This is a genomic window from Niallia sp. Man26, assembly GCF_022049065.2.
In the GTDB taxonomy this organism is placed as follows: domain Bacteria; phylum Bacillota; class Bacilli; order Bacillales; family Cytobacillaceae; genus Niallia.
Map to the genome: position 1 here is coordinate 3028274 of NZ_CP095743.1, position 23772 is coordinate 3052045.

A 23772-nucleotide genomic window follows, 5' to 3' on the forward strand; every position below is an offset into this window, starting at 1 on the left:
TCCTCAACTGCTGTTCGACAAAAACTCACTTACTATTGTACCAAAAATTTCAGGTTTCTCCACATGAATTGCATGCCCTGCATCATCCACGTTAATCCACTCGAAGTTTTCGTTTTGTTTTTGCATCTCACTAGCGATCCTGCAAAACTTTTCATCCAGCTTTCCTGTTAACAGCAACGTTGGACACTTCAGCTTTCCTAACCTTTCCCACCAGGAAGGCTGAGAGCCGGTCCCCATTTGTTCAAGGCTGTTGGCAAGACCTACTGGATTATTCATAAGCCTTTGGCTTCTAATTTTTTCTTTTACGTCCTTGCTTAAACGAGTCTGTGTGGCAAATAGGGGAATATTTTCCCATTTGTTCACAAACTTGTTAACTCCTTCTTTTAAAATATAGTTTCCTAATTGCTCATCCATTATCCGTCTTTCTCTTCTTTCCTCTTCTGTTTTCAGACCAGGTGTCGCACTTTCCAGCACTAAATTTCTGACCATGTCAGGATAGATGAATGCAAATGTTAGGGCAAGCCGCCCACCCATGGAATATCCTAAAAGATTTGTTGAATCAACTTCTAACGTTTCAAGTAGCTTTTTGATTGCTTTAGCAGCATATTCTATCTTGTAAGGCTGCTGTTCATCAGGTGATGCAGTTTGGCCATGTCCAATAATGTCCATCATGATAATCTGGTGGTTCTTTTCAAAAACAGGGATAAACTGCTGCCAAGTACTAGAATCCCCTGTAAAGCCATGCAGCAGCAATAATGGCTCACCTGAACCGTAAACTTCTACATGGTAGGAGATATTATCGACAACTATATTCATTTGCCTTCATCTCTCAAAAAATGTTGTATTTCCTGGGAAACTTTCGCCATAATCTGACGATGCTCCTTCAAGTTTTCGTCTCTATTTGTCTTTATTTCAAATAATCGGATGCTAAAATTCGACTCTGCATCCGTACATAAAGCTCGTAAGTGATCCCAATTCTCCACAACACTGTATTGTCCACCGTACAAGTTAATAAGATGTTCAAAATTTAAATCTAACGGTGTTCCAAATAATAGTTCAAAATGCTTTGGATGCTGAGCTTGGGGCAAGAAGGAGAATATTCCTCCACCGTTATTGTTAATGAGTATTATCGTAATCGGCACGTCAAATTGCTTTGCTGCAATAAGACCATTCATGTCATGGAAGAAAGTTAAATCCCCCAGCACTAAATACAACGGCTTTCTTTTGGCTGCTCCCACACCAAGAGCTGTAGACACAGTACCATCAATTCCATTAGCCCCTCTGTTCGCATAAATAGAAATATTCTTTGCTTGTTTATGAAAGAATGTATCCAAATCTCTGATAGGCATACTGTTGCCTACAAACAATACAGAATTGTCAGGGATAAGATCTGCTAACAAATGAAATAGCTTCGCTTCACTTAGTTCAGTTATATCTGCTACCTGACTTATTTCTTGTTTTGTTTTCTCATTGAGACTGGTCCAAAGCTGTCTGTGGTTTCCCTTACTGTGCTCGACATGTTCAATCAGTTTCCTGCAGAATGTTGTTTCATCACAATAAACCATTTCAGCTGTCAGCTGATTAGGATCTCTGAAACCAGCACCGCCGTCGACTACTATTTGCAGAGCTTCTAATTCCCTCATATATATAGTAAGGGGCTTGCTGACAGGCATGCTTCCAAAACGAATGATAACCTCAGGAACTAATGCTTGCTTTACATCCTCGTTCCGTAAAAAAACATCATATGTGTCGACAATCAGATTATCGGGATCCTCCATGGATCGAAGCTGTGATAATGGATCAGCGAGGATAGGGAAATCGAGTGCTTTTGCTAACTCCAATATTGCCTCCGAAAAATTCCCATCGTTCATTTCTCCGCAAACAATAATTCCTTTAGAAAAGCCTGTAAGCCTTGCTGCAAGTCCTTTTACATATTCATCTGAAACAGTTAGTTCCCCATTAATGATTTGTAAATATGGATCATCCGCTTCATACTTCTCTAACTGATTAAAATCTGGGATGAGCGGTTCGCGAAATGGAAGGTTCAAATGGACTGGACCTTTAGGTTCCTTTGTTGCTGCGGCAACAGCCCTTGCACTGACGGTTTTAACATAACGCAGCATTTCTGGAGCTGCATCAGGCGGAGACATTTCTATAAACCATTTTACTTGGTTTCCATACAAGTTTATTTGATCTATTGCCTGAGGTGCACCGACATCCCTCAGCTCATGAGGTCTGTCCGCCGTTAAGACAATCAGCGGTATTCTTGAGATTTTTGCCTCCACAATAGCAGGAAAATAGTTTGCAGCCGCCGTACCGGAAGTGCAAACTAAAACAGTGGGCTCCTTTAAGGCTTTTGCCATCCCTAAAGCATAAAAAGCAGCAGACCGTTCATCCACATGAACATGGACATTTACATGAGTATGCTCAGCCATTAACAAAGCAATCGGCGTTGAACGAGAACCGGGACTAATAACAGCATTTTTAATCCCGTTTCGGACCAGCTCATTTACGAATGACTGTAAATAAGCAGTTAAGTTTTCTTGATGGTTCATCCTAACTTACCTCCTAGTGCAGAAAGCATCGGTTTGAATTTTATTGCCGTTTCCTTGAACTCTGATTCCGCATCAGAATCTTTTACTACACCGCAACCCGCAAACAATGAAGCTTCCTTGTTTTGAATAAGAGCAGAGCGGATACTCACGGCAAACTCGCCATTACCTTGATAATCCATCCAGCCTATTGGAGCTCCGTAAAGCCCTCTATCCAAAAATTCCGCCTCGCGGATTTTTTCAATAGCCTGCTTTTGCGGATAACCGCCTAATGCAGGTGTCGGATGTAATAATTCTATAAGTGAAAATATAGAAGCTGAATTTTTTAAACTTCCTGTAACTGGAGTAAATAAATGTTGAATATCTCTCATCTTTATGAGGCTAGGCTCTGCTGGGATATCAAAAGTGCTGCACACCTTTTCCATCGCCCCTTTTATCATTTGCACAACATAATCATGCTCCATCCTGTTTTTCGGGTCATTCAGCAGTTCTAAGCCGAGTGCTTCATCTTCTTCTGCACTGCTTCCTCTTGCAATAGATCCTGCTAAGCATACGGAAAAGACTTGTTTACCTGATTTTTTGACAAGTCTTTCTGGTGAAGCACCGATAAAACAATCTTCCCCTGATTCTAATGCAAACACATAGCTGTTTTTTTGTCTGTTCAATAAATTTTGGAGGACAGATTCAACGGAAATTACCTTTTCAAAACTTAAGCGGCTTTCCCTTGCCAGTACAACCTTTTTTAACGATTGTCCCAGTTCCTGAACTACCTCTTCTACCATCTTCTTCCATTCAATACCATTAATTTCTGTACAGTCGAGCAGCTTATTTGTCAGTGTTTCGCTTGAGAAAGATTCATTGCTTTTTGGCATTTTCTGTAAACATGCTTTCAGTCTCTCATTTACTTGATCAGAATCTCCGAACTGGTTAACTGTAAGGTATTGCTCGCCATCTATTTCACTAAACATGATGGATGGCAAGTAAAAATGCGCGTTTTGAAAGTTTTCCCACAAATCTGTCCGTTCCTTCAAAGGATCAAACGCAAAACCGCCGAACAGAACCGGGCCAACCCCTGCAGTGTTAAATGGATTATTTATTTCACTGTTCTCAAGTAGCTCATGCCATTTTTTTTCAATCACTTCATAAGTATGCTCTTGCTTGCTGGATTGAATTGTTTTGCAAATGCCAATTCCAGCGTATATGGAAGTACCATCAGGGCTTTTCCAAAAAAATCGTTTTCCTTTATATTTATTATTCTGAGCATAAAAAGATAAAAAATCCCTTCTCTGCTCTAACTTAATCACCTTGCTTCTTAAAATAGAAGTGGACGCTTTTACTGCACTGCCTTCTAACAGAAGTCCTTTACTTTCTTTCATTACCTTGTAAATCCCCCTATAAGATCAGCCATTCCATATTGGTTTATAGCTCTGACCTTGAACTGAACTGCGATAATATCTATTCATATGCTCACAAATGTTCAATTTGACTTATTTTAAGATACACCTCCATTTCCTATTATGTCAATGATGTTATCCTATATTTCCGAATCCTGGTTTGTTATATTTGGATAGCTAAATAACTACTTCTTTTATGTTTATTATTCTTTACACAATGGAGCACTTTTACTTACATGTTTTAAGTGGGCTTAAGGCGGGAACGGTACAGTATGGACATTGGGACATGCATAAATTAATTACTTAAGGATGTGAGATCATGCTTACAAAAGAACAATTAGCATCGTTACAAAAGCAATTGGAAGATAGAAAAGAACAATTAACAAATAGATTAGATGGTAAAGAGGAAGAAACAATGCAAGACTCTGTCGGAGAGTTATCGACATATGACAATCATCCGGCCGATATGGGAACAGAATTATTTGAACGAGGCCGTGACCTAGCGTTAGAAGAGCATGACCAAGCTGAGCTAGATAATATTAATTCTGCTTTAAAAGCGATCCAAGATGGAACATATGGTATTTGTGAAGTTTCCGGAAAAGAGATTCCATATGAACGGTTGGAAGCAATGCCTACTGCCACAACATTAATTGAATACAGTGACCGGGAGTTAAATATGGACCGGCCTGTGGAGGAAGACATATTAGAGCCTGCACACGGCAATGTTTTCCGACACAGTGATACTGCTGAAATCCGTGACTATCAAGATAGCTTTCAAGAAGTTGCCCGTTACGGAACATCCGAAACCCCTGCAGACTTAAAAGGTGATTATGAAGATTATGACAGCCTTTATTCTGACAATGAACAAAACGGCGGCTTTCCAGAAGACTATGAATCCTTTACGGCAAGTAATATAACTGCCCAAAAGCGCGAAGTTTACCGTTCAGATGAAGAGAAGGAGTATGAAGATACCCTCAATGATGCTGGAACAGACGCTCCATTTGGTGATGTTCCCTACAAAAATAGAGACAGTTATACAGATGATAAGAACTAAAAAAAAAGCGATTGTCAGCTAGCTAAGTGACAATCGCCCTTCCCCTTATTTTAAGGCTTTAATATTCCAAATTTCAGCCGCATATTCTTTAATTGTGCGGTCACTCGAAAAATGTCCCGCTTTTGCAATGTTGACTGTACATTTCTCCAGCCATTGCTGTTTATTCTTATAAGCTTTGTCTACCTCATCTTGAATACAGGCATAGGAATGAAAATCTTTTAGCAGGAAGTACTGGTCATTCTCCGTTAATAAGGAGTCGACAATTGGTTCAAATTCATTGAGATTTGTTGATAAATGGCCATTCTTCAGCTGGTCAACAACTTGATGAATTCGCTTATCATGATGATAATATTCAGCCGACTTGTATCCTCCATTTTTATATAATTCTAGCACTTGGTCTGCATTCATGCCGAATATAAAAATATTGTCATCGCCAACTAAATCCCTCATCTCAATATTAGCACCATCAAGTGTTCCAACAGTCAAAGCTCCGTTTATCATAAATTTCATATTTCCGGTACCAGATGCCTCTTTGCTTGCAGTAGAAATCTGTTCACTTACATCTGCAGCAGGAAAAATATGCTCTGCAAGGGAAACACGGTAATTCTCTAAAAACACAACCTTTATCTTGTCTTCAATTGCTTTATCTTGATTGATTTTATCGGCGACTGAATTGATGAGCTTGATGATTTTCTTCGCATAATAATAGCCTGGTGAAGCCTTCGCGCCAAATACAAATGTCCTAGGAGTAATAGGTAAGGATGGATTCTCTTTAATGCGGTTATATAGATGCATGATATGCAGGACATTCAATAACTGCCGCTTGTATGCATGCAGTCTTTTTACTTGAATATCAAAAATAGATTGCGGGTCAACTATAATTCCATTATTCTCCTTGATGATACGTGCTAATTTCCGTTTATTTTCCTGTTTTACTGCGTCAAGCTGCTCTAAAAAAACAGAGTCGTGCTTGTATTCTAACAGCTTCTCAAGGCTCGAAGGGGTTTGAACCCACTCTGTACCGATTGTATCACTGATAAGATCTGCAAGCTTAGGATTGGATTTAATCAGCCAGCGTCTATGGGTTATTCCATTTGTTTTATTGTTGAATTTTTCAGGGAAGATTTGATAGAAAGCAGCCATTTCCCTCTTTTTCAAAATCTCTGTATGAATTTCTGCCACGCCATTAACACTATGGCTTCCTACTAAAGCTAAGTGCGCCATCTTAACCATACCATGGGCGATGATAGCCATATTCTCAATCCGGCCGAAATCTCCTGGATATAGCTCCCATAGCTGTTTGCAAAAACGTTCATTTATCTCATCAATAATCATATAGATTCTAGGCAACAAAGGCTGAAAAATAGAAATCGGCCATTTTTCCAATGCCTCAGAAAGGGTTGTATGATTTGTATAGGAAATAGCTCCTGTTGTTATGGTCCAAGCCTCTTCCCAGCTAAGCCCTTCTTTATCAAGCAATATCCTCATTAATTCCGGGATTGCCAATACAGGATGTGTATCATTTATATGGATGCTTACATGCTCATGAAACTCTTTTATGTCTTTATATTGCTGTTTGTAATCCTTGATGATAGACTGCAGGCTCGAAGAAACTAAAAAATATTGCTGTTTCAAGCGCAATATTTTACCTTCATCATATGCATCATCAGGATAAAGAAACTCTGAAATCGCTTCTGTTTCTCTTTTGTATTTCATGATGTCCCCAACATCCTTAGCGAGCAGTGACGCAGGCTCTGCATTCCATAGCCTCAGCGTATTAACGGTACTGCTGCTATAACCGATAACAGGGATATCGTGAGGGACAGCCGTTACAGTTTCAGCATTTAAATGCCGAAACTGCAGTCTTCCATCCTTTTCAAACGAATCAATATTGCCCCAAAAGGAAATATCTACAGCTAGATCCTCTTTCCGGACTTCCCAAACCTGCCCTTGCTTTAACCATTGCTCTGGCAGTTCTAATTGATATCCATCGACAATTCTCTGCTCAAATAATCCATGCTTGTAACGGATTCCAAAGCCGTGGCCGGGAAGATTCAAGGTTGCCAATGAATCTAGGAAGCATGCAGCAAGCCTTCCCAGCCCTCCATTGCCAAGACCTGCATCACATTCAATTTCTTCTACGTCTAGCAGGTCGATTCCTAATTCAGAAAGCCCCTCTTCCACTACTTTATCAATTCCTAAGTTAATTAAATTATGGTGCAGTAATCTGCCCAATAAGAATTCTATTGATAAGTAATACACTTGTTTTCCTTTATTTCTGCGGTAAAGCTCATTTGTATTAATCCAATCTCCGCTAACATACTCCCTGATCATATGTCCTAATGTCTGGAAGTGATCGCTGCTGGTACAATCTTCAAACGGTTTGCCGTAAGTCATCTCAAGCTTTTGCAAAAAATAAGTCTTAAAATTTTCTTTGTTAGAAAACATGTGTTTCACTCCTTGAGATAAGCTCAGCATATAGTTGGTTATATTTAAATGCTGACTGTGCCCAGCTATTGTCCATTGTCATTGCATTTTTGACAATAGTGCTCCATACGTCTTTGTCATGATAGAATTGTAGGGCTCTTCGGATAGTATAGAGCATGTCGTGAGCATTGAAGTTAGTGAAACTAAAACCATTTCCGCTATTAGTAAGTTCATTGTATGAAAACACTGTGTCATTTAATCCCCCTGTCTCCCTGACAATTGGGATATTCCCGTACTGCAATGCAATCAGCTGGCCTAGCCCACATGGTTCAAACTTGGATGGCATAAGGAACAGGTCTGCACCGGCATATATCTTATGTGCCAAGCTTTCATCAAAACCAATATATGCTTTGCATTTATCGGGATATTTGAACTCCATTTCTCTAAAGAAATTCTCAAATTCAGCATCTCCTGTGCCCAGCACAAGAAATTGCACATCCTCCTCCATGATTTCATGGAAGACATGCCGTACTAACTCAAGCCCTTTTTGGCTGGTCAGCCTCGTTATCATTGATATCATTGGAATGGACGCATCCTCTTTTAATCCAAACAGCTTTTGGACTTCAAGTTTATTTTGGACCTTTCCACTAATATTTGTATTCGAGTATTTTTGAATAATGACATCATCTGTTGCAGGATTGTATACTTCTTCGTCTATTCCATTGATGATACCATTTAAGTCACTCTGCCTTAAATGTAAAAGCTGGTTGAGCTTTTCTCCGTAATAGTCTGTTTGTATTTCATTCATATAGGTTGGGCTGACAGTTGTTATTTTGTCAGAAGCAATTAAGGCGGCCTTCATAAAGTTGACATTTCCATAAAACTCTAGCTGATCTGTTGTAAAGTAATCATCATTTAAGTTCAGCATATCTCCAAGGGCCCCTCTTGGCATAATCCCTTGGAACTGAAGATTATGTATAGTAAATACTGTCTTAATCTGACTGTATTCTCGTCTCCATTTATAATCCACATTCAGCAGGAACGGAATCATTGCCGTATGCCAATCATGACAATGGATAATATCTGGATAATAAGATAGATAGGAGAGGCTTTCTAAGACAGCCCTGTTAAAGAATGAGAACCTTTCTCCATCATCGAAATAGCCGTATAGCCCCGGCCTTTTAAAGTAGTATTCATTGTCTATAAAATAAAAAGTGATGCCGTCTTGCTCGAGCTTTTCGATGCCGCAGTATTGATTTCTCCACCCTACCTGCACACGGAAGTCCATTACCTTCTCCAAGTCTTTTAGTAACTTCTCGGGAATGTCCCGATACTTTGGCATAATGATCGTTACCTCTGTTCCTTGTTTCACAAGCTCTTTCGGAAGAGAACCGGCAACATCAGCCAGTCCTCCAGATTTGATAAATGGTACACATTCTGATACTGCAAACATTACTTTCACGAATTCATCAACGCTCCTTGCACTGTCCCTTTTCTAACGACAAATGGTGTATTTTTGCTGCCTGTCATAACCGTTTCATTTCCTACCATAACATCTTTATCTAAAATTACATTTTCTAATACACAATCATCCCCAATAGAGCATTTTTGCATGATGATGCAGTTTTTAAGGCGTGAACCTTTGCCAATTTTCACAGCCCTAGAAATAATGCTGTTTTCTACATCTCCTTCAATAATGCAGCCATTAGCGATCATTGAGTTTTTCACTTCTCCTGTACTCGTATAGCGGGTAGGTGGTTCATCCTTCACCTTTGTAAAGATTGGCCTTTCCTTAATGAAAAGCTGATTCCACGTTTCTGCACGCAATATTTCTTTACTTACTTCAAAATAAGCAGAAATAGAGTCGATTTTTTCCGCATAACCGTTGAATTCATAGTGGCAGATTTTATATTCATGATTGAGGTCAAGCATGACATCCTTCATGCATGTATAGCCTGTAATATCTCTTGTTAAGATTAAGTCTATTAATAGAGATTTCTTGATTAAATATATTTCTAATGAATCTCCATTGTTGGTGATTTCAGTGATATCACAGCCAGAGGTAAGATGGCGTATTAGGACGGGGTTAAAGTCCATGTTAAAAACAGTAAAGCAATTTGCTACTAAAGCATATTCCTGTTTGCTTCGATAAAAATAATCCATATTTGCGGCAAACTGATTAAAAGATCCTATTCCTTCACTATCTCCATCCGTAATGGATGCTGGAAAGAAAAATAATCCGTCTCTTTTTCTGTCTAAGTCCCAATTTTTCCCGGACCCAAGATGATCCATTAATGATCGGTATTGGTACTTTGGAAAGATAGCGACACTGCCTATTCCTGAATTAACCATATTAGAAAGGACGAAATCAATAAGCCTATATCTCCCTCCAATTGGTAAGGCAGCAAGTGTCCTATGTGAAATTAATTCCTCCAAATCATGTTGATATGTTGTAGCATCAATTACCCCTAGCATTGTTCTTAACACTAAAAACCCCTCCCTAGTCTCTGTTGTTAATCAGGATATAAACGCACTAACCATTTCTTCTGTTACGAGCACAACGTCGTTATTACCTTCTTTTGGCTTAATAACCATTCCATCCGGTATCTCGATATCTGACGGAACGATTGCCTTTTCGATATAAGTATTTTCGCCAATCCGAGCATCGGGCATAATAACAGAGCTTCGGACGATTGAACCTGTTCCTACATTTACACCTTGAAAAACAATGGATTTTTCAATATTGCCACTAATCGTGCAGCCTTCATTTATTAATGACTCTTTAACTATTGCATCACTAGAAATATATTGGGGCGGATGGTTAGGATTAACTGTGTAAATTCTCCAATTATAATCTGATATATTCAGTTCACTAGAATTATCTAACAAGTCCATATTGGCTTCCCACAAGCTTTGGACTGTACCAACATCCTTCCAATAGCCTTTGAATGGGTAAGCGACTACCTTCCGTTTCTTCTCAATCAGCATCGGTATAATATCTTTTCCGAAGTCATGGGTTGAATGGCTGTTTTTATCATCCTCTTCCAGCAATTCCTTCAGCACTTTCCACTTAAAGATGTAAATGCCCATGGAAGCGAGATTGTTCTTCGGCTTTTTTGGTTTTTCTTCAAACTCAATGATATCCATCTCTTCATTCGTGTTCATGATACCGAACCTGCTTGCCTCACTCCATGGCACCTCTATAACAGAAATAGAAGCATCTGCCTGCTTCTGAATATGATAGTCTAACATCCATTCATAATTCATCTTGTATATGTGGTCACCTGAAAGAATCAGCACATATTCTGGATCATATTGAGAGAGATAATTTTGATTTTGGTAAATGGCACTGGCTGTGCCTGTATACCATTTCACCTCTGATGATTCGCTGTATGGAGGCAGCACAGTGACACCTCCATTTACCCTATCCAAATCCCAGGCACTGCCAATTCCGATATAGGAATTTAACACAAGAGGTTGATATTGTGTCAGCACACCTACTGTTTCAATTCCTGAATTGGAGCAATTACTCAAAGTAAAATCAATAATACGATACTTACCTCCGAATGGAATGGCTGGCTTTGCCAGCTTTTTTGTCAAAGAGTAAAGTCTACTTCCCTTTCCTCCCGCTAATAGCATTGCGACGCACCGTTTCTTTCCCATTCTCTTTTCTCCCCTTCCGATGTTGAACAGGCCGTAATATGATGATGCTAAAAGCTGGAATCGTCACTGGAACGGAATATGGCTTTCCGTGGAACGAAGTCTCATTGGCCTTTATCATTTTTTTATTTATATAGTTGGCTCCTCCAAACCTCTCATCATCGCTGTTCAATATCTCTCTATAGCTGCCAGCCTTTGGTACGCCAATTAAATAATTCTCATAAGTTTGATAAGTAAAGTTGCAGATAACTACTAGGAAATCGTCCTCCTTTTCTCCTTGTCTAATAAAGGAGAAAACAGATTGTTCATGGTTGTTAGCATCAATCCAATCAAATCCTTCGTGGAGATGATCCAATTCATACAGGGGTTTAGAGCGTTTATACAGCTTCAGCACTTCTTTGAAAAATACATTTGCCTTTTCATGCATTTCATAATCCATCAGCATCCAATCAAGCTGTTCTTTATCCTTCCACTCTGAAAACTGTGCAAGCTCCGCTCCCATAAATAATAGTTTCTTTCCTGGGTGTGTCATCATATATCCGATTAATAAACGGAACTGAGCAAATTTTTGCCAATAATCACCAGGCATTTTATTTAGGAGCGATTTTTTTCCATGAACAACTTCATCATGGGAAAGAGGTAAAGCAAAATTCTCCGAAAAAGCATAGAGCAAAGAAAAAGTAATTTTATTGTGCTCATGTTTTCTATTGGATGAGTCTGTTTCCATATATGACAGTAAATCATTCATCCAACCCATATTCCATTTATAATGAAATCCTAGACCTCCATAATGTACTGGAGCAGTAACTTGGGGTAGATCGCTTGAATCCTCTGCAAACATCAGAACGGTAGAATCATATTGACAGACGGTTGTGTTTAGCTTTCTTAAGAATTCAACTCCAAATGGGTTAAGCGAATTCTCGCCAGAGTTTGGCCAGTAAATAATATTAGAAACTGCATCAACCCTAAAACCATCAACATGAAAATAATCCATCCAAAAGATCGCGTTGGAAATTAAAAAGCTATGTACTTCCATTCTTCCTAAATCAAAGTTTGCTGTTCCCCATACAAGATTTTCCCTGTCATTAGCATTCGGGTAGTCAAATTGGCTGGAGCCGTCAAATTGATATAAGCCATGAGCATCCTTGCAAAAATGTCCTGGAGCCCAATCTAACAGAACTCCCAGCCCATTCTGATGACATTGATCCACAAAATACATAAAATCCTTCGGCTCGCCAAATCTGCTCGTCGCAGAGTAATACCCAGTGCCTTGATATCCCCAGGAAATATCTAAAGGATGTTCTACTATTGGCAGTATTTCTATATGGGTAAATCCAAGCTCGATTACATAAGGGATAAGCTCATCTGCTAATTCTCGGTATGTATAAAGAGATCCGTCTTCTTTCAGTTTCCAAGATCCTAGATGTACTTCATAAATAGAAACCGGCTCTTTCAAAAAATTTTTTTTCTTCTTTCTTTGAATCCATCTTGCATCATTCCATTTGTAACCTTCCAATGAATAGACGATGGATGCGGTGTTCGGCCTCACTTCCGAATAAAAGGCAAAAGGATCAGCCTTCAAGTGCTTCCTCCCATCCTGACCAGTGATTTCATACTTATATAAAGCTCCGGTCAAATCTTTGGAAATACTGATATGCCATATTCCTTCTTTATTTATTCTTTGAAGGTCATACTGTTCACCTTGCCAATTATTGAAATCTCCTACTAAACGAACAGTCTTAGCATTCGGTGCCCACACACAAAATACCGTACAAATTTCTCCGTTCTCTTCCTTTACATGAGATCCAAACAATTGATAGCTTTCAAATAGATTGCCTTCATGAAATAAATGCTGCTGAAATTCAGTTGGGAATACTGTCTCCACATTCATCCTACTTTCTATGACTATTGATTTGATTCGACTGCAAAAAAAATATAATTTGTACAAACCGTTTTCCCTTTTTTGCTAGTTTTAAAACTATATGATTAAAAAGGGGAAGCAATTCGAAAAAGGATAAAATTATTCATTTAAATGTAATATTCTATTAACATTAATCTAAATCCTTTTTAAGTTTTTTTAAAATTTTATGACAATAAATAACTTTTTATGTTTGCTCTCCGAAAAATAGCAGTGGATTTTTATAACATAGTTTACATTCATTTAAGAAAGGATATTAAAGTAAGAAATAAAGGAGGGATTTGCTGATGAGTAAAAGCGAAGAAGAATATCTTTTAGAACAAAATCAAAAAGATCCTAGTCCCTATTTTGATGCACCAGACAAGAAGATTCTAGCCGCAGATATTTTCCGAGGTCCTCATACAGGAATGTTCTCTGATTTTGACCTGAATAATCCTGGTCAAAAGCTGATGACAGACAGGGACAAGCTTGAGGAAGATATAAAGAAGGGTAACTTTTAGCACTAAATAGCTTATGTCTATCTATGCTGATATAAGCCTAGACTTTTATAAAATATAGTCTATCTTTTTGAGTTATCCACAGGCATAAGCTAAAAAAAACAATAGAAAGAGCTGTTGGCAATATACCAACAGCTCTTTCTATTGTAAGTATGACCCATACGGGAATCGAACCCGTGTTACCGCCGTGAAAGGGCGGTGTCTTAACCGCTTGACCAATGGGCCGTCTGGCGGAGAAGGAGGGATTTGAACCCTCGCGCCGCTTACGCGACCTACACCCTTAGCAGGGGCGCCTCTTCAGCCTCTTGAGTACTTCCCCAAAAAAATGGCTCCGCAGGTAGGATTCGAACCTACGACCGCTCGGTTAACAGCCGAGTGCTCTACCACTGAGCTACTGCGGAACAATAATATGGTGGGCCTAAATGGACTCGAACCATCGACCTCACGCTTATCAGGCGTGCGCTCTAACCAGCTGAGCTATAGGCCCATATATTGGAGCGGGTGATGAGAATCGAACTCACGACATCAGCTTGGAAGGCTGAGGTTTTACCATTAAACTACACCCGCGTTATTAAATTTAAAATATGGGGCGACTGATGGGAATCGAACCCACGAATGTCGGAGCCACAATCCGATGCGTTAACCACTTCGCCACAACCGCCATCATGTTAATCTATTATAATCATGATATTAATGGTGGCTCAGGACGGAATCGAACCGCCGACACAAGGATTTTCAGTCCTTTGCTCTACCGACTGAGCTACTGAGCCTTTATACTTTTTTTGAAAAATGGCGGTCCGGACGGGACTCGAACCCGCGACCTCCTGCGTGACAGGCAGGCATTCTAACCAACTGAACTACCGGACCAGATTGCGGGGACAGGATTTGAACCTGCGACCTTCGGGTTATGAGCCCGACGAGCTACCAGACTGCTCCACCCCGCGATAATAATATTCAAATACTTCAAAAATGGAGGAGGAAAGGGGATTCGAACCCCTGCGCGGTTTGACCCGCCTGTCGGTTTTCAAGACCGATCCCTTCAGCCGGACTTGGGTATTCCTCCTCGATATGATGGTGGACCTTGTAGGACTCGAACCTACGACCGGACGGTTATGAGCCGTCTGCTCTAACCAACTGAGCTAAAGGTCCAAACAAGTTCCTAAATAATATGGTAGCGGCAGAGGGGATCGAACCCCCGACCTCACGGGTATGAACCGTACGCTCTAGCCAGCTGAGCTACGCCGCCATTATTCAGTATTAATTAAAATTGGTGGAGCCTAGCGGGATCGAACCGCTGACCTCCTGCGTGCAAGGCAGGCGCTCTCCCAGCTGAGCTAAGGCCCCAATTTTTATGGAGTAACATACATGGTCGGGAAGACAGGATTCGAACCTGCGACCCCTTGGTCCCAAACCAAGTGCTCTACCAAGCTGAGCTACTTCCCGTATATGGCGCGCCCGAAAGGAGTCGAACCCATAACCTTCTGATCCGTAGTCAGACGCTCTATCCAATTGAGCTACGGGCGCTAATTTTTAAAGTAACAATGGTGCCGAGGACCGGAATCGAACCGGTACGGTAGTCACCTACCGCAGGATTTTAAGTCCTGTGCGTCTGCCAGTTCCGCCACCCCGGCATTGTTTTTTAAAAATGGAGCGGAAGACGAGGTTCGAACTCGCGACCCCCACCTTGGCAAGGTGGTGTTCTACCACTGAACTACTTCCGCTTGTGTATTAAATTAAATGGTGCGGGTGAAGGGAGTCGAACCCCCACGCCTTGCGGCGCTAGATCCTAAGTCTAGTGCGTCTGCCAATTCCGCCACACCCGCGTAAATGGTGAGTCATGCAGGATTCGAACCTGCGACCCTCTGATTAAAAGTCAGATGCTCTACCAACTGAGCTAATGACTCATCTCGTTTTACAAAGAATGGTGCCGACGAGAGGACTTGAACCCCCAACCTACTGATTACAAGTCAGTTGCTCTACCAATTGAGCTACATCGGCGTGTTATGGTGGAGGATGACGGGATCGAACCGCCGACCCTCTGCTTGTAAGGCAGATGCTCTCCCAGCTGAGCTAATCCTCCATTGTATGCCTGGCGACGTCCTACTCTCACAGGAGGAGAACCTCCAACTACCATCGGCGCTGAGAAGCTTAACTTCCGTGTTCGGTATGGGAACGGGTGTGACCTTCTCGCTATCGTCACCAGACTTTTTTTAAAGACAAGTATTATTATAACCTATCTAATTAGTTTTTGCAACACTTTTTTCAAAGTTTTTTTCAGAGAATTTATTCCCTGAAAACTAGATTATGTTGTAAGAAGAAAGAATGAGTAATCATTCATGTCCAGCTACAGAAGCCAAATCGTACGGCTGTTTCACTCACTCGTGCACAGTCTTGCGACTGCTTCTCGCGCGCTCCAACATCCTATCGATATAAGCTGTTCTTTTAGCTTTTCGTTTTAGTTAAGTCCTCGATCTATTAGTATTTGTCAGCTCCACGTGTCACCACGCTTCCACCTCAAACCTATCAACCTGATCATCTTTCAGGGATCTTACTAGCTTACGCTATGGGAAATCTCATCTTGAGGGGGGCTTCATGCTTAGATGCTTTCAGCACTTATCCCTTCCGCACATAGCTACCCAGCTATGCCTTTGGCAAGACAACTGGTACACCAGCGGTGCGTCCATCCCGGTCCTCTCGTACTAAGGACAGCTCCTCTCAAATTTCCTACGCCCACGACGGATAGGGACCGAACTGTCTCACGACGTTCTGAACCCAGCTCGCGTACCGCTTTAATGGGCGAACAGCCCAACCCTTGGGACCGACTACAGCCCCAGGATGCGATGAGCCGACATCGAGGTGCCAAACCTCCCCGTCGATGTGGACTCTTGGGGGAGATAAGCCTGTTATCCCCGGGGTAGCTTTTATCCGTTGAGCGATGGCCCTTCCATGCGGAACCACCGGATCACTAAGCCCGACTTTCGTCCCTGCTCGACTTGTAGGTCTCGCAGTCAAGCTCCCTTGTGCCTTTACACTCTACGAATGATTTCCAACCATTCTGAGGGAACCTTTGGGCGCCTCCGTTACTTTTTAGGAGGCGACCGCCCCAGTCAAACTGCCCACCTGACACTGTCTCCCACCCCGATAAGGGGTGCGGGTTAGAATGTCAATACAGCCAGGGTAGTATCCCACCAATGCCTCCACCGAAGCTGGCGCTCCGGCTTCCAAGGCTCCTACCTATCCTGTACAAGCTGTACCAAAATTCAATATCAGGCTACAGTAAAGCTCCACGGGGTCTTTCCGTCCTGTCGCGGGTAACCTGCATCTTCACAGGTACTATAATTTCACCGAGTCTCTCGTTGAGACAGTGCCCAGATCGTTACACCTTTCGTGCGGGTCGGAACTTACCCGACAAGGAATTTCGCTACCTTAGGACCGTTATAGTTACGGCCGCCGTTTACTGGGGCTTCAATTCAGAGCTTCGCGCGAACGCTAACCCCTCCTCTTAACCTTCCAGCACCGGGCAGGTGTCAGCCCCTATACTTCGCCTTACGGCTTCGCAGAGACCTGTGTTTTTGCTAAACAGTCGCCTGGGCCTATTCACTGCGGCTCTCTCGGGCTTGCACCCAAAAGAGCACCCCTTCTCCCGAAGTTACGGGGTCATTTTGCCGAGTTCCTTAACGAGAGTTCTCTCGCTCACCTTAGGATTCTCTCCTCGCCTACCTGTGTCGGTTTGCGGTACGGGCACCTTGAATCTCGCTAGAGGCTTTTCTTGGCAGTGTGGAATCAGGAACTTCGGTACTATATTTCCCTCGCCGTCACAGCTCCGCCTTCACGGTAATGGGATTTGCCTCATTACCAGCCTAACTGCTTGGACGTGCTAATCCAACAGCACGCTTACCCTATCCTCCTGCGTCCCCCCATCGCTCAAACGATTCATAAGGTGGTACAGGAATATCAACCTGTTGTCCATCGCCTACGCTCTTCAGCCTCGGCTTAGGTCCCGACTAACCCTGAGTGGACGAGCCTTCCTCAGGAAACCTTAGGCATTCGGTGGATGAGATTCTCACTCATCTTTCGCTACTCATACCGGCATTCTCACTTCTAAGCGCTCCACCAGTCCTTACGGTCTAGCTTCAACGCCCTTAGAACGCTCTCCTACCACTGACATCGTAGATGTCAATCCACAGCTTCGGTGATACGTTTAGCCCCGGTACATTTTCGGCGCAGAGTCACTCGACCAGTGAGCTATTACGCACTCTTTAAATGGTGGCTGCTTCTAAGCCAACATCCTGGTTGTCTAAGCAACTCCACATCCTTTTCCACTTAACGTATACTTTGGGACCTTAGCTGGTGGTCTGGGCTGTTTCCCTCTTGACTACGGATCTTATCACTCGCAGTCTGACTCCCAAGGATAAGTATTTGGCATTCGGAGTTTGTCTGAATTCGGTAACCCGATGGGGGCCCCTAGTCCAAACAGTGCTCTACCTCCAATACTCTTACCTTGAGGCTAGCCCTAAAGCTATTTCGGAGAGAACCAGCTATCTCCAAGTTCGATTGGAATTTCTCCGCTACCCACACCTCATCCCCGCACTTTTCAACGTGCGTGGGTTCGGGCCTCCATCCAGTGTTACCTGGACTTCACCCTGGACATGGGTAGATCACCTGGTTTCGGGTCTACGACCACATACTATTACGCCCTATTCAGACTCGCTTTCGCTGCGGCTCCGTCTCTTCAACTTAACCTCGCATGTAATCGTAACTCGCCGGTTCATTCTACAAAAGGCACGCTATCACCCATTAATGGGCTCTAACTACTTGTAGGCACACGGTTTCAGGATCTATTTCACTCCCCTTCCGGGGTGCTTTTCACCTTTCCCTCACGGTACTGGTTCACTATCGGTCACTAGGGAGTATTTAGCCTTGGGAGATGGTCCTCCCTGCTTCCGACGGGATTTCACGTGTCCCGCCGTACTCAGGATCCACTCAGGAGGGAACGAAGTTTCGACTACAGGGTTTTTACCTTCTATGACTGGCCTTTCCAGACCTATTCATCTACCCCGTTCCTTTGTAACTCCATGTAGAGTGTCCTACAACCCCAAGAGGCAAGCCTCTTGGTTTGGGCTAATCCCGTTTCGCTCGCCGCTACTCAGGGAATCGCGTTTGCTTTCTCTTCCTCCGGGTACTTAGATGTTTCAGTTCCCCGGGTCTGCCTTCTGTTACTCTATGTATTCAAGTAACGATACTATCCCATTACGGATAGTGGGTTCCCCCATTCGGAAATCTCCGGATCAAAGCTTACTTACAGCTCCCCGAAGCATATCGGTGTTAGTACCGTCCTTCATCGGCTCCTAGTGCCAAGGCATCCACCGTGCGCCCTTTCTAACTTAACTTATTCGGCTAAAGATAAACTTCGCATCTCTTCGTCAGCTCCCTCACTCCGCTCCTCACGTACTGTCGTACGCTCCGGTGCTCGTTTAGTCGCTTCCTCGACCTGCTCGTTTCTCTTTACCCTAAAATTCTACTAATAATAGAGAATCTAAGATGGCGATTACTCGGTTTCTTTCTTGGTTCTTACTATTCATAATCTAGTTTTCAAGGAACAAATTCGGCTAATGATGTTAATCATTACCCTGATGTTTTGAGGAATTGCTCCCTCAAAACTGAACAACAAAATCATCAACAATCTGTGAATGGAACGAATTCCATTTTTCCTTAGAAAGGAGGTGATCCAGCCGCACCTTCCGATACGGCTACCTTGTTACGACTTCACCCCAATCATCTATCCCACCTTAGGCGGCTGGCTCCTAAAAGGTTACCCCACCGACTTCGGGTGTTACAAACTCTCGTGGTGTGACGGGCGGTGTGTACAAGGCCCGGGAACGTATTCACCGCGGCATGCTGATCCGCGATTACTAGCGATTCCAGCTTCATGTAGGCGAGTTGCAGCCTACAATCCGAACTGAGAATGGTTTTATGGGATTGGCTCGACCTCGCGGTTTTGCTGCCCTTTGTACCATCCATTGTAGCACGTGTGTAGCCCAGGTCATAAGGGGCATGATGATTTGACGTCATCCCCACCTTCCTCCGGTTTGTCACCGGCAGTCACCTTAGAGTGCCCAACTAAATGCTGGCAACTAAGATCAAGGGTTGCGCTCGTTGCGGGACTTAACCCAACATCTCACGACACGAGCTGACGACAACCATGCACCACCTGTCATCCTGTCCCCCGAAGGGGAACGTCCTATCTCTAGGATTGTCAGGAGATGTCAAGACCTGGTAAGGTTCTTCGCGTTGCTTCGAATTAAACCACATGCTCCACCGCTTGTGCGGGCCCCCGTCAATTCCTTTGAGTTTCAGCCTTGCGGCCGTACTCCCCAGGCGGAGTGCTTAATGCGTTTGCTGCAGCACTAAAGGGCGGAAACCCTCTAACACTTAGCACTCATCGTTTACGGCGTGGACTACCAGGGTATCTAATCCTGTTTGCTCCCCACGCTTTCGCGCCTCAGCGTCAGTTACAGACCAAAGAGTCGCCTTCGCCACTGGTGTTCCTCCACATCTCTACGCATTTCACCGCTACACGTGGAATTCCACTCTTCTCTTCTGCACTCAAGTCCCCCAGTTTCCAATGACCCTCCACGGTTGAGCCGTGGGCTTTCACATCAGACTTAAAGGACCGCCTGCGCGCGCTTTACGCCCAATAATTCCGGACAACGCTTGCCACCTACGTATTACCGCGGCTGCTGGCACGTAGTTAGCCGTGGCTTTCTGGTTAGGTACCGTCAAGGTACGAGCAGTTACTCTCGTACTTGTTCTTCCCTAACAACAGAGTTTTACGATCCGAAAACCTTCATCACTCACGCGGCGTTGCTCCGTCAGACTTTCGTCCATTGCGGAAGATTCCCTACTGCTGCCTCCCGTAGGAGTCTGGGCCGTGTCTCAGTCCCAGTGTGGCCGATCACCCTCTCAGGTCGGCTACGCATCGTCGCCTTGGTGAGCCGTTACCTCACCAACTAGCTAATGCGCCGCGGGCCCATCTGTAAGTGACAGCGTAAACCGTCTTTCAGCTTTTCTACATGAGTAGAAAAGGATTATCCGGTATTAGCTCCGGTTTCCCGAAGTTATCCCAGTCTTACAGGCAGGTTGCCCACGTGTTACTCACCCGTCCGCCGCTAACTTAAAAAGCAAGCTTTTTAAGTCCGCTCGACTTGCATGTATTAGGCACGCCGCCAGCGTTCGTCCTGAGCCAGGATCAAACTCTCCGATAAAGAGTAAGATTAGCTCATTTGCTAAACTCTAGCTTTTTGTTGCTTTGTTTTCATCTTTATAACGCAAGTTATAAAAACGATTATTGTTGACGTTTTGTTTGTTCAGTTTTCAAAGAGCAATCTGTTTCATTTAATCGCTTGCTTCAGAAGCGACTTTATCAATTTACCATGAAAGCAATCTTAATGTCAACAACTTTTTAGAACTTTTTTATTTCATCTAAAATCCCTTGTTGAGGACGAGAAATAATATACCATGTATATTTTTAATTAGCAATACATTTTTTAAGTTTTTATTCGTAAGAAAACCAAATTTTATCCCAGGCTCTAGTTCCTTCCTATATCTTAAAATAAACACACCATTTGTTCAGTTATTTTTAATAATAAGAAATACTAATTAAAAAATGCCGATATAATGATTGCAAAAACAGGTTACATATATGAAGATAAAGAAAATTATCCTCCGTCTCCATTACATATGATAATCGGAAACCTCATGTTTTCAACCTCTTAATAATGGTTATATACGCTACAAAATAGAGAGAAAGGAAAATCCACTAAAAAACTTAAGTATCAATTGTGTTTTATTGATAAAAAATACAAGCGGACTAAAAACATAAATAAAAGAGCTTTAAGCCACATAATTATATAACAACCAGATTACAGGAGGTATTATGCTTATCGACATCGACTTCTTAGTTAAATTAGGGATTTCAACAGGACTTGGCTTGATTATCGGTTTAGAAAGAGAAATAAAAAGGAAGCCTGTTGGCTTAAAGACAAGTCTTGTTATCAGTATTGTGAGCTGCCTGCTCACTATTGTTTCTATAGAGGCAGCATATAAGTTTCCCGGGAGCGAGTTTGTAAATATTACAATGGACCCCCTTCGCCTTCCTGCACAAATTGTTTCCGGCATCGGCTTTTTAGGAGCTGGGGTAATATTGAGAAGAGGGAATGACAGTATCTCCGGGCTGACGACAGCAGCACTAATTTGGGGTGCCGGTGGAATTGGAATTGCAGTTGGGGCCGGTTATTACATAGAAGCTATCGCAGGTGTAACCCTTTTATTAGTGAGCGTAAAGTTTGTTCCTTTCCTTATGAGCCTTATCGGTCCTAGACAGCTAAGAGAAAAAGAAATAAAAGTTAAGCTCAAAGCAACGGAAAAGGAAGATGTTGCAACTATTATTGCAGCCATAAGAGAATTGAAAGCAGGCATTAAAAACCTGCGCATAAAAGACTTAGAAACCGGTGAACATTCTATCAACTTAATTTTAATAGTTGATCAAAAAAGAGAGTTAACAGAATTCTATAAAGAAATTTCCGGTATTAATGGCGTCAGGGAAATTGAAATAGAAAGCTTAAATTGATTATATTGACCAAATGGGTGGAGAGGTATCTCCATCCATTTATTGTTTTTTAGTTTAGTTATTGCAATATTTCTGAAAATATGTATAATATAATTTATCATCAACCAAACGGGGGCTTAGCTCAGCTGGGAGAGCGCTTGCATGGCATGCAAGAGGTCGTCGGTTCGATCCCGATAGTCTCCACCAACATACATAAATTCAGAAGACATTTGTCATCAATGGCAAATGTCTTTTTTACGTTCTTTTCCCTCTCATTTTAAATCGATATATTTTTCTTCCAAACCTTTCCTTGTATAATATTTTTATATCGAAAAATTCTAAAAAATACAGTGTAAAAAAAAATTATATTTTGTCGGATTTTATGGATTATTTGTCGCACATTCTGTATAATCATGCTTATTGAATTTTTTCAATAAGTTAAAGGAGGTTTTTCATTTTGGGTAAAGCATTAATTATTGGTGCTGGCGGTGTAGCAAGTGTTGTTGCACATAAATGCTGTCAAGTACCTGATGTATTCGAAGAGATTTGTATTGCAAGCAGAACACTTTCAAAATGTGAAGCGCTTAAAAATAAATTAGACGGCGGCAAAACGAAGGTTTCTATTGCCCAAGTCGATGCAGATAAAACAGAAGAAGTAATTGAGTTGATCAACAGCTTCAAGCCAGATGTAGTTATTAACGTGGCATTGCCATACCAAGACTTAACAATCATGGATGCATGTCTTGCAACTGGTGTTCACTACCTTGATACAGCTAACTATGAGCCGCCAGAAACAGCTAAGTTTGAGTATAAATGGCAGTGGGATTATAAGCAAAAATTCGAAGAAGCTGGACTAACAGCACTATTAGGCAGCGGTTTTGATCCAGGTGTTACTGGTGTATTTACTGCTTATGCACAAAAACATCATTTCGATGAAATCCACTATATCGATATCGTGGATGCTAATGGTGGAGATCATGGTTATCCGTTCGCGACTAACTTCAACCCTGAAATTAATATTCGCGAAATCACTGCAAACGGCCGCTATTTCGAAAATGGCGAGTGGGTAGAAACTGCACCTCTTTCTGAAAAGAGAGAGTATGACTTGGCAGAAATCGGACCTAAAAACATCTATCTTCTATACCATGAAGAATTAGAGTCTTTAGCTGTAAACATTAAAGGTGTGAAAAGAATCAGATTCTGGATGACATTCTCTGACAATTACTTGAACCACCTAAAAGTTCTTGAAAATGTTGGTATGACATCTATCGAGCCTATTAATTATGAAGGCAAAGAGATCATTCCGTTGCAGTTCTTGAAAGAATTGCTTCCAGATCCTGCTTCACTTGGACCTAGAACTAAAGGTAAAACAAATATTGGCTGCATTATCCAAGGTATTAAAGACGGCAAGCCAAAAACATATTATGTATACAATGTATGTGACCACCAAGAATGTTACAGAGAGGTTGGCTCACAAGCAATTTCATATACAACAGGTGTTCCGGCGATGATCGGTGCTATGCTTATCATTAAAGGACAATGGAAAAAGCCAGGCGTATACAATGTGGAAGAATTCGATCCAGATCCATTCATGGATGCATTGAACAAACACGGATTGCCATGGCAGGAGAACTTCACTCCAACTCTTATAGATTGAGAGGA

At 42.1% G+C, this 23772-nt stretch carries 12 protein-coding genes, 22 tRNA genes and 3 rRNA genes; 5 read left to right on the top strand and 32 right to left on the bottom strand.

Annotation, left to right across the window (positions count from 1 at the left end):
* Positions 1-3: 3 nt before the first annotated feature.
* The 3 genes from menH to L8T27_RS15270 are packed head-to-tail and all read right to left on the bottom strand — an operon-like array spanning position 4 to position 3928.
* Complete coding sequence (gene menH / locus L8T27_RS15260; RefSeq protein ID WP_237941822.1) at positions 4-816, bottom strand: 2-succinyl-6-hydroxy-2,4-cyclohexadiene-1-carboxylate synthase; 813 nt, start codon at positions 814-816, stop codon at positions 4-6.
* Positions 813-2555 (bottom strand): 2-succinyl-5-enolpyruvyl-6-hydroxy-3-cyclohexene-1-carboxylic-acid synthase, encoded by a 1743-nt coding sequence (gene menD, locus L8T27_RS15265; RefSeq protein ID WP_237941823.1) that lies wholly within the window; start codon positions 2553-2555, stop codon positions 813-815. The genes menH and menD overlap by 4 nt, the downstream gene beginning before the upstream one ends.
* Positions 2552-3928: an isochorismate synthase gene (locus tag L8T27_RS15270; RefSeq protein WP_237941824.1), complete on the bottom strand. Its 1377-nt coding sequence runs from the start codon at positions 3926-3928 to the stop codon at positions 2552-2554. Before L8T27_RS15270 ends, menD begins: the two co-directional genes overlap by 4 nt.
* A gap of 337 nt (positions 3929-4265) precedes the next feature.
* Between L8T27_RS15270 and L8T27_RS15275 the strand changes: the two genes are divergently transcribed.
* The gene (locus L8T27_RS15275; protein ID WP_237941825.1) at positions 4266-5000 is read left to right on the top strand and encodes a TraR/DksA C4-type zinc finger protein; all 735 of its coding nucleotides are present in this window, start codon (positions 4266-4268) and stop codon (positions 4998-5000) included.
* A gap of 45 nt (positions 5001-5045) precedes the next feature.
* On the opposite strand, the gene L8T27_RS15280 is transcribed toward L8T27_RS15275, so the two are convergent.
* The 5 genes from L8T27_RS15280 to glgB are packed head-to-tail and all read right to left on the bottom strand — an operon-like array spanning position 5046 to position 12978.
* A complete protein-coding gene (locus L8T27_RS15280) occupies positions 5046-7448 on the bottom strand; it encodes a glycogen/starch/alpha-glucan phosphorylase (protein ID WP_237941826.1) in 2403 nt (800 codons plus the stop codon).
* Positions 7438-8889, bottom strand: a complete 1452-nt coding sequence (glgA, locus tag L8T27_RS15285; protein WP_233317576.1) for a glycogen synthase GlgA — start codon at positions 8887-8889, stop codon at positions 7438-7440. Before glgA ends, L8T27_RS15280 begins: the two co-directional genes overlap by 11 nt.
* Positions 8886-9914 carry a GlgC family sugar phosphate nucleotidyltransferase gene (locus L8T27_RS15290; protein WP_233317574.1) on the bottom strand — a complete coding sequence of 343 codons (1029 nt, stop codon included), beginning with the start codon at positions 9912-9914 and terminating at the stop codon, positions 8886-8888. The genes glgA and L8T27_RS15290 overlap by 4 nt, the downstream gene beginning before the upstream one ends.
* A 30-nt stretch (positions 9915-9944) precedes the next feature.
* Positions 9945-11090: a glucose-1-phosphate adenylyltransferase gene (locus tag L8T27_RS15295; protein ID WP_233317572.1), complete on the bottom strand. Its 1146-nt coding sequence runs from the start codon at positions 11088-11090 to the stop codon at positions 9945-9947.
* Positions 11038-12978, bottom strand: coding sequence for a 1,4-alpha-glucan branching protein GlgB (gene glgB, locus L8T27_RS15300; RefSeq protein WP_237941827.1), 1941 nt, complete (start codon positions 12976-12978; stop codon positions 11038-11040). Before glgB ends, L8T27_RS15295 begins: the two co-directional genes overlap by 53 nt.
* 314 nt (positions 12979-13292) lie before the next feature.
* Between glgB and L8T27_RS15305 the strand changes: the two genes are divergently transcribed.
* Positions 13293-13505, top strand: coding sequence for a hypothetical protein (locus tag L8T27_RS15305; protein ID WP_233317568.1), 213 nt, complete (start codon positions 13293-13295; stop codon positions 13503-13505).
* Between the two features lie 150 nt (positions 13506-13655).
* Here the strand turns inward: L8T27_RS15305 and L8T27_RS15310 are convergent.
* The 24 genes from L8T27_RS15310 to L8T27_RS15425 form a co-directional block, all read right to left on the bottom strand.
* Positions 13656-13727, bottom strand: a tRNA-Glu gene (locus L8T27_RS15310).
* 3 nt (positions 13728-13730) lie between these two features.
* A tRNA-Ser gene (locus L8T27_RS15315) sits at positions 13731-13821 on the bottom strand.
* A gap of 7 nt (positions 13822-13828) precedes the next feature.
* Positions 13829-13903 (bottom strand) — tRNA-Asn (locus L8T27_RS15320).
* Between the two features lie 9 nt (positions 13904-13912).
* Positions 13913-13989, bottom strand: a tRNA-Ile gene (locus L8T27_RS15325).
* A gap of 6 nt (positions 13990-13995) precedes the next feature.
* Positions 13996-14069, bottom strand: a tRNA-Gly gene (locus tag L8T27_RS15330).
* 18 nt (positions 14070-14087) lie between these two features.
* A tRNA-His gene (locus L8T27_RS15335) sits at positions 14088-14163 on the bottom strand.
* Positions 14164-14196: 33 nt separating this feature from the next.
* Positions 14197-14272: transfer RNA gene (locus L8T27_RS15340), tRNA-Phe, on the bottom strand.
* A gap of 20 nt (positions 14273-14292) precedes the next feature.
* Positions 14293-14369: transfer RNA gene (locus L8T27_RS15345), tRNA-Asp, on the bottom strand.
* Between the two features lie 3 nt (positions 14370-14372).
* A tRNA-Met gene (locus L8T27_RS15350) sits at positions 14373-14446 on the bottom strand.
* 26 nt (positions 14447-14472) lie between these two features.
* Positions 14473-14565, bottom strand: a tRNA-Ser gene (locus tag L8T27_RS15355).
* A gap of 9 nt (positions 14566-14574) precedes the next feature.
* A tRNA-Ile gene (locus L8T27_RS15360) sits at positions 14575-14651 on the bottom strand.
* Between the two features lie 20 nt (positions 14652-14671).
* Positions 14672-14748, bottom strand: a tRNA-Met gene (locus L8T27_RS15365).
* Positions 14749-14770: 22 nt separating this feature from the next.
* Positions 14771-14846, bottom strand: a tRNA-Ala gene (locus L8T27_RS15370).
* 22 nt (positions 14847-14868) lie between these two features.
* A tRNA-Pro gene (locus L8T27_RS15375) sits at positions 14869-14945 on the bottom strand.
* A gap of 4 nt (positions 14946-14949) precedes the next feature.
* A tRNA-Arg gene (locus L8T27_RS15380) sits at positions 14950-15026 on the bottom strand.
* An 18-nt stretch (positions 15027-15044) separates the two neighbouring features.
* A tRNA-Leu gene (locus L8T27_RS15385) sits at positions 15045-15133 on the bottom strand.
* A 15-nt stretch (positions 15134-15148) separates the two neighbouring features.
* Positions 15149-15223, bottom strand: a tRNA-Gly gene (locus tag L8T27_RS15390).
* Between the two features lie 17 nt (positions 15224-15240).
* Positions 15241-15325: transfer RNA gene (locus L8T27_RS15395), tRNA-Leu, on the bottom strand.
* Positions 15326-15330: 5 nt separating this feature from the next.
* A tRNA-Lys gene (locus tag L8T27_RS15400) sits at positions 15331-15406 on the bottom strand.
* Positions 15407-15424: 18 nt separating this feature from the next.
* Positions 15425-15500: transfer RNA gene (locus L8T27_RS15405), tRNA-Thr, on the bottom strand.
* 6 nt (positions 15501-15506) lie between these two features.
* A tRNA-Val gene (locus tag L8T27_RS15410) sits at positions 15507-15582 on the bottom strand.
* A gap of 7 nt (positions 15583-15589) precedes the next feature.
* A 5S ribosomal RNA gene (gene rrf / locus L8T27_RS15415) occupies positions 15590-15706 on the bottom strand.
* 251 nt (positions 15707-15957) lie between these two features.
* Positions 15958-18892: ribosomal RNA gene (locus tag L8T27_RS15420) — 23S ribosomal RNA — on the bottom strand.
* A 326-nt stretch (positions 18893-19218) separates the two neighbouring features.
* Positions 19219-20767, bottom strand: a 16S ribosomal RNA gene (locus L8T27_RS15425).
* The 16S, 23S and 5S rRNA genes sit together here with 21 tRNA genes alongside, the layout of an rRNA operon.
* A gap of 671 nt (positions 20768-21438) precedes the next feature.
* Here L8T27_RS15425 and L8T27_RS15430 point away from each other — a divergent pair.
* The 3 genes from L8T27_RS15430 (at position 21439) to L8T27_RS15440 (ending at position 23767) form a co-directional block, all read left to right on the top strand.
* Positions 21439-22131, top strand: a complete 693-nt coding sequence (locus tag L8T27_RS15430; protein ID WP_233316424.1) for an MgtC/SapB family protein — start codon at positions 21439-21441, stop codon at positions 22129-22131.
* A gap of 110 nt (positions 22132-22241) precedes the next feature.
* Positions 22242-22317: transfer RNA gene (locus L8T27_RS15435), tRNA-Ala, on the top strand.
* A 250-nt stretch (positions 22318-22567) separates the two neighbouring features.
* Positions 22568-23767 carry a saccharopine dehydrogenase family protein gene (locus L8T27_RS15440; protein WP_233316425.1) on the top strand — a complete coding sequence of 400 codons (1200 nt, stop codon included), beginning with the start codon at positions 22568-22570 and terminating at the stop codon, positions 23765-23767.
* The last annotated feature ends 5 nt before the right edge of the window (positions 23768-23772 follow it).

Excerpts from the sequence above, each read along its gene's own strand:
- L8T27_RS15295 (WP_233317572.1), bottom strand. The coding sequence starts at position 11,090 with ATGGGAAAGAAACGGTGCGTCGCAATGCTATTAGCGGGAGGAAAGGGA.
- L8T27_RS15280 (WP_237941826.1), bottom strand. The coding sequence starts at position 7,448 with ATGTTTTCTAACAAAGAAAATTTTAAGACTTATTTTTTGCAAAAGCTT.
- menD (WP_237941823.1), bottom strand. The coding sequence starts at position 2,555 with ATGAACCATCAAGAAAACTTAACTGCTTATTTACAGTCATTCGTAAAT.
- menH (WP_237941822.1), bottom strand. The coding sequence starts at position 816 with ATGAATATAGTTGTCGATAATATCTCCTACCATGTAGAAGTTTACGGT.
- L8T27_RS15430 (WP_233316424.1), top strand. The coding sequence starts at position 21,439 with ATGCTTATCGACATCGACTTCTTAGTTAAATTAGGGATTTCAACAGGA.
- glgB (WP_237941827.1), bottom strand. The coding sequence starts at position 12,978 with ATGAATGTGGAGACAGTATTCCCAACTGAATTTCAGCAGCATTTATTT.
- L8T27_RS15275 (WP_237941825.1), top strand. The coding sequence starts at position 4,266 with ATGCTTACAAAAGAACAATTAGCATCGTTACAAAAGCAATTGGAAGAT.
- L8T27_RS15270 (WP_237941824.1), bottom strand. The coding sequence starts at position 3,928 with ATGAAAGAAAGTAAAGGACTTCTGTTAGAAGGCAGTGCAGTAAAAGCG.
- L8T27_RS15305 (WP_233317568.1), top strand. The coding sequence starts at position 13,293 with ATGAGTAAAAGCGAAGAAGAATATCTTTTAGAACAAAATCAAAAAGAT.